This window comes from Pseudomonas sp. CM27 (genome assembly GCF_013179515.1).
In the GTDB taxonomy this organism is placed as follows: Bacteria; Pseudomonadota; Gammaproteobacteria; order Pseudomonadales; family Pseudomonadaceae; genus Aquipseudomonas.
Map to the genome: position 1 here is coordinate 1 of NZ_JABMCN010000284.1, position 7,243 is coordinate 7,243.

The 7,243-nt window shown below is 62.9% G+C and carries 6 protein-coding genes; 4 read left to right on the forward strand and 2 right to left on the reverse strand.

Annotated features, from left to right (window positions below; genetic code table 11):
* The 3 genes from HP547_RS25535 to HP547_RS25545 all read left to right on the forward strand — a co-directional run.
* A partial coding sequence (locus HP547_RS25535; RefSeq protein ID WP_172288177.1) for an aldehyde dehydrogenase family protein occupies window positions 1-803 on the forward strand: 803 nt, incomplete at its 5' end.
* A 181-nt stretch (window positions 804-984) separates the two neighbouring features.
* A complete protein-coding gene (gabT, locus tag HP547_RS25540; RefSeq protein ID WP_172225005.1) occupies window positions 985-2,262 on the forward strand; it encodes a 4-aminobutyrate--2-oxoglutarate transaminase in 1,278 nt (425 codons plus the stop codon).
* 139 nt (window positions 2,263-2,401) lie between these two features.
* Window positions 2,402-3,661 carry a response regulator gene (locus tag HP547_RS25545; RefSeq protein ID WP_172225008.1) on the forward strand — a complete coding sequence of 420 codons (1,260 nt, stop codon included), beginning with the start codon at window positions 2,402-2,404 and terminating at the stop codon, window positions 3,659-3,661.
* Window positions 3,662-3,789: 128 nt separating this feature from the next.
* Here the strand turns inward: HP547_RS25545 and HP547_RS25550 are convergent, their stop codons facing one another.
* The gene (locus tag HP547_RS25550; protein ID WP_172288179.1) at window positions 3,790-4,818 is read right to left on the reverse strand and encodes a sensor domain-containing diguanylate cyclase; all 1,029 of its coding nucleotides are present in this window, start codon (window positions 4,816-4,818) and stop codon (window positions 3,790-3,792) included.
* A 100-nt stretch (window positions 4,819-4,918) separates the two neighbouring features.
* Window positions 4,919-6,103 (reverse strand): delta-9 fatty acid desaturase DesA, encoded by a 1,185-nt coding sequence (gene desA / locus HP547_RS25555; protein ID WP_172288181.1) that lies wholly within the window; start codon window positions 6,101-6,103, stop codon window positions 4,919-4,921.
* A 146-nt stretch (window positions 6,104-6,249) separates the two neighbouring features.
* Here desA and HP547_RS25560 point away from each other — a divergent pair.
* Window positions 6,250-7,243, forward strand: a 994-nt coding sequence (locus HP547_RS25560; protein ID WP_172288188.1) for a GGDEF domain-containing protein, incomplete at its 3' end; no start/stop codon positions are given.

Consider the following 7,243-nt stretch of genomic DNA (forward strand, 5'->3'; position numbering starts at 1 on the left):
GCGAAGTTGGTGGCGAGCTGACCGGCAACTCCCTGGTGCGCAAGCTGTCCTTCACCGGCTCGACCGAAATCGGTCGCCAGCTGATGCAGGAATGCGCCAAGGACATCAAGAAGGTTTCCCTGGAGCTGGGTGGCAACGCCCCGTTCATCGTGTTCGACGACGCCGACCTGGACAAGGCGGTCGAGGGCGCGATCATCTCCAAGTACCGTAACAACGGCCAGACCTGCGTCTGCGCCAACCGTATCTACGTGCAGGACGGCGTTTACGACGCGTTCGCCCAGAAGCTGGCCGCTGCCGTTGCCAAGCTGAAGATCGGTAACGGCCTGGAAGACGGCACCACCACTGGCCCGCTGATCGACGGCAAGGCTGTCGCCAAGGTTCAGGAACACATCGAAGATGCCGTTTCCAAAGGCGCCAAGGTGCTGTCCGGTGGCAAGCTGATCGAAGGCAACTTCTTCGAGCCGACCATCCTGGTCGACGTACCGAAGACCGCTGCCGTCGCCAAGGAAGAGACCTTCGGCCCACTGGCGCCACTGTTCCGCTTCCAGGACGAAGCCGAAGTCATCGCCATGTCCAACGACACCGAGTTCGGCCTGGCTTCGTACTTCTACGCCCGTGACATGAGCCGTGTGTTCCGTGTTGCCGAAGCCCTGGAATACGGCATGGTGGGTATCAACACCGGCCTGATTTCCAACGAAGTTGCACCGTTCGGTGGCATCAAGGCTTCGGGCCTGGGTCGCGAAGGTTCCAAGTACGGTATCGAGGACTACCTCGAAATCAAATACCTGTGCATCAGCGTTTGATAGCACGGTAAAGGCTTTACCTCTGCCAGCGGGGCGCGAGAGCGACGTCTCGCTGGCCTTTTTTACATGTGGTACCTGGTGGCCAGGGCGTTTGCGGCAGTCGATCAACGAATACTGTTCGCCAGCACACCCAGCCACCCCCGAATAAAAGCGCCATTCCTGTCGGCGCAATGAGGGCATTATGAGCAAGACCAACGAATCCTTGATGCAACGTCGTGTAGCCGCCGTCCCACGTGGCGTCGGCCAGATCCACCCGATCTTCGTCGACACCGCGAAGAACTCGACCGTGATCGACGTTGAAGGCCGCGAACTGATCGACTTCGCCGGCGGCATCGCAGTACTGAACACCGGCCACCTGCACCCGAAAGTGGTCGCGGCCGTTCAAGAGCAGCTGACCAAGGTCAGCCACACCTGCTTCCAGGTGCTGGCCTACGAACCCTACGTAGAGCTGTGCGAAAAGATCAACAAGCTGGTACCAGGCGACTTCGACAAGAAGACCCTGCTGGTCACCACCGGCTCCGAAGCCGTTGAAAACGCCGTGAAGATCGCCCGTGCCGCCACTGGCCGCGCTGGTGTAATCGCCTTCACCGGCGCGTACCACGGCCGCACCATGATGACCCTGGGCCTGACCGGCAAGGTCGTGCCGTACTCCGCTGGCATGGGCCTGATGCCAGGCGGCGTGTTCCGCGCGCTGTTCCCGAACGAGCTGCACGGTGTGAGCGTTGACGAAGCCATCGCTTCGGTCGAGCGTATCTTCAAGAACGACGCCGAGCCTAAAGACATCGCCGCAATCATCCTCGAGCCAGTACAAGGCGAAGGCGGCTTCCTGCCAGCGCCGAAAGAGCTGATGAAGCGCCTGCGCGCCCTGTGCGACCAGCACGGCATTCTGCTGATCGCCGACGAAGTACAGACTGGCGCTGGCCGTACCGGCACCTTCTTCGCCATGGAGCAGATGGGCGTCGCGCCTGACCTGACCACCTTCGCCAAATCCATCGCTGGCGGCTTCCCGCTGGCCGGTGTCTGCGGCAAGGCCGAGTACATGGACGCCATCGCTCCGGGCGGCCTGGGCGGTACCTACGCCGGTTCGCCGATCGCTTGCGCTGCGGCCCTGGCCGTGATCGAAGTGTTCGAAGAAGAGAAACTGCTGGACCGCAGCAAGGCTGTAGGTGAGCGCCTGACCACCGGCCTGCGCGAAATCCAGAAGAAGCACCCGATCATCGGCGACGTCCGTGGCATGGGTTCGATGATTGCCGTCGAAGTGTTCGAGAAAGGCACTCACACCCCTGACGCTGCTGCTGTTGGCCAGGTTGTGGCCAAGGCACGTGACAAGGGTCTGATCCTGCTGTCCTGCGGCACCTACGGCAACGTCCTGCGTATCCTGGTCCCGCTGACCGCCGAAGACGCACTGCTGGACAAAGGCCTGGCCATCATCGAAGAGTGCTTCGCTGAACTCGCCTGATGTGACACGCTTCTGAAAAAACCCGCCTCGGCGGGTTTTTTTTATGCCCAGAAAAGCCTAGGGGCGCTATGGTTGTCGGAGGACTGGCTTAGGAAGCTGCGAAGGATTGTGTGTCAGGGCTATTCAGGAGTAGTTGGCGATGAACGCTGCAGACCCCACCCCGCCCAGCGTGCTGATTGTCGAGGGCGACCCCTGGGTACGTGACATGCTACGGGAGATGCTGCTCAGCGTGCGTTGCGACGCCCGCCTGCAGGTATGCGCCGACGGCTCGCAGGCGCTGACCGCCTTGTCCAGCAAACCTGACCTGATCATTGCTGCTCGCGAGCTGGCTGGCGTCGATGGCCTCGATCTGCTGCGCAAGGTGCGCGCAAAAGGGCCGGGGTTGCCGTTCATCCTCATGAGCAACCGCAGCGACAGCGCCAGCGTGCGCGAAGCACTGCCCCTGCACCCGACCGCCTACCTGAGCAAGCCGCTGAACCTGGACACCCTGCGCAAGCGCCTGGAAGAGCTGCTGGTGGCCGTTGGCGAGGAGATCCTCTGCCCGGTGCCAGCCTTGCAGGAAGGTGCCAGCCTGCCGGCCTACCTTGAGCAGCGCCGAGCTACCGCTGATGGCGGGCCGCTGCTGGCCGACGTGCAGGTGGCGATCAAGCGCGCCCTCAACCCTCAGGGGTTGAACCTGAAGGTGCTCGAAGAGGAAGTGCGCAGCGACCCTCAGGTGACTGCCGTGTTGATTGCAGCAGCAAACAGCGCAGCATTGCACCGCGACGCACCTGTGCAGACGTTGCTGCAGGCGCTGAACAAGCTGGGCACCACCCAGAGCATGAACCTGATCCTGGGCATGACCCTCAAGCGCAGCGCACGCCTCAGCGACCCGCTGCTGGCGCAGCATGCGGCGCATTACTGGAACCTTTCCCTGCACACGGCCGAATATGGCCGCACCTTGGCGCGCCTGCTCGAGCTGGACGAAGGGCGTTGTTATTGCGCGGGCTTGCTGCATTGCCTGGGCGACCTGGCGGTGCTGCGCTGCCTGCAGGAATGGCAGCTGGCCGGCGGCGAGCTGGACCAGGACAAGGTCCAGCTGTCACTTAATGAATTCGGTGCTGCATTCGGCTCGGCGCTGCGTACCCGCTGGCGTTTGCCGCTGGCACTGCGCGAGTTGATCGCGGCGATCTACCAGCTGGGCGGGGGTGTGTATTCGCGGGAAATCCTGGCCATGAACCTGGCTGGGCAGTTGTCCCGGTTACCGGCTGAACAGGGGTTGGAGAAGGTGGCCGGCGGCAAGACGGCGCGTTTGCTCAAGTTGGGTTTGCCGGAGCTGAGCCGGTTGCGCAAGGTGGAAAGTCCTGAAACCAAGCCGCAGGAAGAGCCGCCGATGGCTGAGGCCGAAGTGTCGGGCTGATGATGGGGCCGCTTTGCGGCCCATCGCCGGCAAGCCAGCTCCCACCTCGACCGTATTGACCTTACGCCCTCGGCAGTACATGTGGGAGCTGGCTTGCCGGCGATGGGGGGCAAAGCACCCCCAGGTTCTCAGCCGCGGACGATCTGGTTCTTGCCCTGCCGCTTGGCCTGGTACATCGCCGCATCGGCCCGGGCATACAAGCTGTCCAGTGTCACGTCTTCATCGGTCAGCCCGGTCAGCCCCTGGCTCACTGTTACCCCGTAGGTCTGCTCCCCATGGCTGAAACTCAAACGCTGAATCTGCCGCTGCAGGCGCTCTGCAATCTGTTCGGCTACCTCGGCACTGCAACCCGGGAAAACCGCCGCAAATTCTTCGCCACCAATACGCCCGAACAGGTCGCCACGGCGTAGCACGGCCTTGCCGCTGTCGGCGATCTGCTGCAACACCTGGTCGCCTTCCTGGTGGCCATAGCTGTCGTTGATGCGCTTGAAGTCGTCGATGTCCAGTAGCAGGAAGGCCAGCGGGGTACCGTCTTCACGGGCGCTGTCGAAGGCCTGCTGGGCGCATTCGAAGAAGTGCCGACGGTTGCTGCTCTGGGTCAGCACGTCGGTGGTGGCCAGGCGCTGCAGTTCGCCCTCAAGCTGCTTTTTCTCGGTGATATCTTCGGCGATGCCGACAATGATCACCCGGTCGCCATCCTGCTGCTGGTTGATGTAGCACTTGTCGCTCAGCCAGCGCACCTGGCCGTCAGCGTTGATGATGCGGTATTCGCGGTCTTCCACCGCGCCCTTGAGCAGCACCTGGGCCAGGCTGCGCTCGGCGAACTCCAGGTCGTCGGGGTAGATGCTGTCGCGCCACTCGTTGAAGTCGGCCATTACCAGGCTGGTCGGGCGGCCGAAGATGCGTTCGTAGGCGGGGCTCACGTACAACACCTGGCGGGTTTCCCAGTCGAAGGCCCAGAGCACCGCGTTGACGCTATCGAGCAGCGAGCTGAACAGCTGCTCGCGTTCGCTCAGGCGGGCAACCTCGCCTTGGGCATGCAGCAGCGCAAGCAGCGTCTGGGCGGCTTCGGGAGGCGGTGTCCCGGGTAGCGTCGTTGGAATGTTCTTGGCCATGTGCACAAAGCAAGTCTCGACAGGAAAGCGTGCGGCCAGCATCCGGCCCGCCACGCGGGCGATGTGCCGTTTTTGAGTAGAGACGAAGGGGTGAAGTTCCGGTCGGCACGCCCCGCCAGGTGGACGTACCGATCAACGGCGGTCAGGCGCTGGTAGGGCGCAACGAGTAGGTCTTGAGTTGTGCCGCGAAGTCGCGCAGGGCATGGATACCGCTGGTTTCGGCTTCGTGTACCCAGTCCTTCATGGCCGCCAGCATGTCGTGGCCGTTGGCGCTGGTGCGCGCCCAGATCTGCTGCAGGGCCAGGCGTTTTTCGTAGATGGTCTTCAGCGCCTGGCTGTGGGCCAACAACGACTCGATGCGCACATGATGGCGGTCTTCCAGCAGGCTGGTCTCACGCGACAGCAGGCGCTTGGCCCGGCGGAAGTGGTGACTCACCGAGGCATCGACCCGTGCCAGCTCCTGCTTGACCAGCGGGCCGATCACCAGCTTGCGGTACTGGGCCATGATCTGGAAACGGTTGTTGAGGATGGCCATGGCGGTGTCCATGTCCAGGCTGGCCTTGCCGGCAACCCGGTGGGCAATGGGTGCCACGCGCTGCACCTTGGCCAGGCGCAGCAGGCAGAACAGGCGGATCCACGCCCAGCCCATATCGAACTCCCAGCGCTTGACCGACAGCTTGGCCGAGTTGGGGTAGGTGTGGTGGTTGTTGTGCAGCTCTTCGCCACCAATGACGATGCCCCACGGCACCAGGTTGGTGGCGGCGTCGCGGCATTCGAAGTTGCGGTAGCCGACGGCGTGGCCCAGGCCGTTGACCACGCCGGCGGCCCAGAACGGTATCCACATCATCTGCACCGCCCAGATGGTGATGCCGATGGTGCCGAACAGCAGCAGGTCGATCACCGCCATCAGCACGATGCCGCCCAGCTTGTAACGCGAGTAGAGGTTGCGCTCGATCCAGTCATCCGGGCAGTTCTTGCCGTAGATGCGCAGGGTTTCGGGGTTGCGCGCCTCTTCACGGTACAGCTCGGCGCCTTTGCGCAGCACTGTGCCCAGGCCCTTGTACACCGGGCTGTGCGGGTCGTCGGGCGTCTCGCATTTGGCGTGGTGCTTGCGGTGGACGGCGGTCCACTCGCGGGTGTTCTGCGCCGTGGTCACCCACAGCCAGAAGCGGAAGAAGTGCTTGAGCGCGCCGTTGAGCTCCAGCGCCCGGTGCGCGGAGTAGCGGTGCAGGTAGACCGTGACGCAGACAATGGTCACATGGGTCATCAACAAGGTGATGCCGACCAGTTGCCAGGCCGACAAGTCGAGCAGGCCGTTGTACCACATAGGTGTAAAAACCCTCGGAATGCAGGAGGAGGGGCTGATTATCCCTTGGTGGGGAAATAAAACCAGTCACCCCTTCAGATAGGAAGTCACGACATGTTTCAGCCTTTATAATGCCCCATCCTTGGTCATGGCCTACCCCACCCGACATGTCTGTTTCCGTTCGCGACGCCTTGCGCATGGCTGCGCTGTATGTGGTGCTCTCGATCCTCTGGCTGGCCCTGGCCGAGGTGATGCTGCACAGCATGACTGATGACCCCCTGGCCTTGACGGTGGGGCGACAGATCAATGTGGTGGTCTGGGTGCTGCTCAGTGCCGTACTGATTTACGTGTCACGTGTGCGCCTGCTCAATTTCATTGGTGCGGGCGCACGCTTGCGTTGCGAAGACCGTGAACGGCTGCGCATGGCTGCCGCGGTGTTCGACAGCACGCTGGAAGGCGTGCTGGTGACCGACCGCCAAGGCCTGATTGTGCACGTCAACCGAGCCTTCATGCGTATCACCGGCTATCAGCAGGACGAAGTCATCGGCCAGCGGCCGAGCAAGTTCAAGTCCGGCCGCCACGGCCTGGCATTTTACCAGCAGATCTTCGCCACCCTGGCTGAAAAGGGCGAGTGGAGCGGCGAAATCTGGAACCGGCGCAAAAGCGGCGAAATCTACCCGCAGTGGCAAACCATCTGTGCCATCCGCGATGACGAGGGTGAGGTCAGCCATTACGTGGCGGTGTTCAGCGACATCAGCGCGATCAAGCATTCGGAGCAGGAACTGGCCTATCTGGCCCATCACGACCCGCTGACCGGGCTGCCCAACCGGCTGCTGTTCACTGACCGGCTGGAGCAGGCGCTGGCGGCGGCGCAGGCCAACAAGCGCGGCTGTGCCCTGTTGTTGCTCGACCTCGACCACTTCCAGAGCATCAACGACGGCCTGGGCCACACCATCGGCGACCAGCTGCTGAAGCTGGTGGGCGAGCGCCTGGTGCAAGTGCTGGGTACGGGCGTGACCCTGGCCCGCCTGGGCGGTGACGAATTCGGCGTACTGGCCGAAAACTGCCAGCAGGTTGGCCAGGCGGGCAAGCTGGCGCAGTGCATCATCGAACGCATGCGCGAGCCGTTTCTGTTCGACGGTCATCGCCTGTTTATCAGTG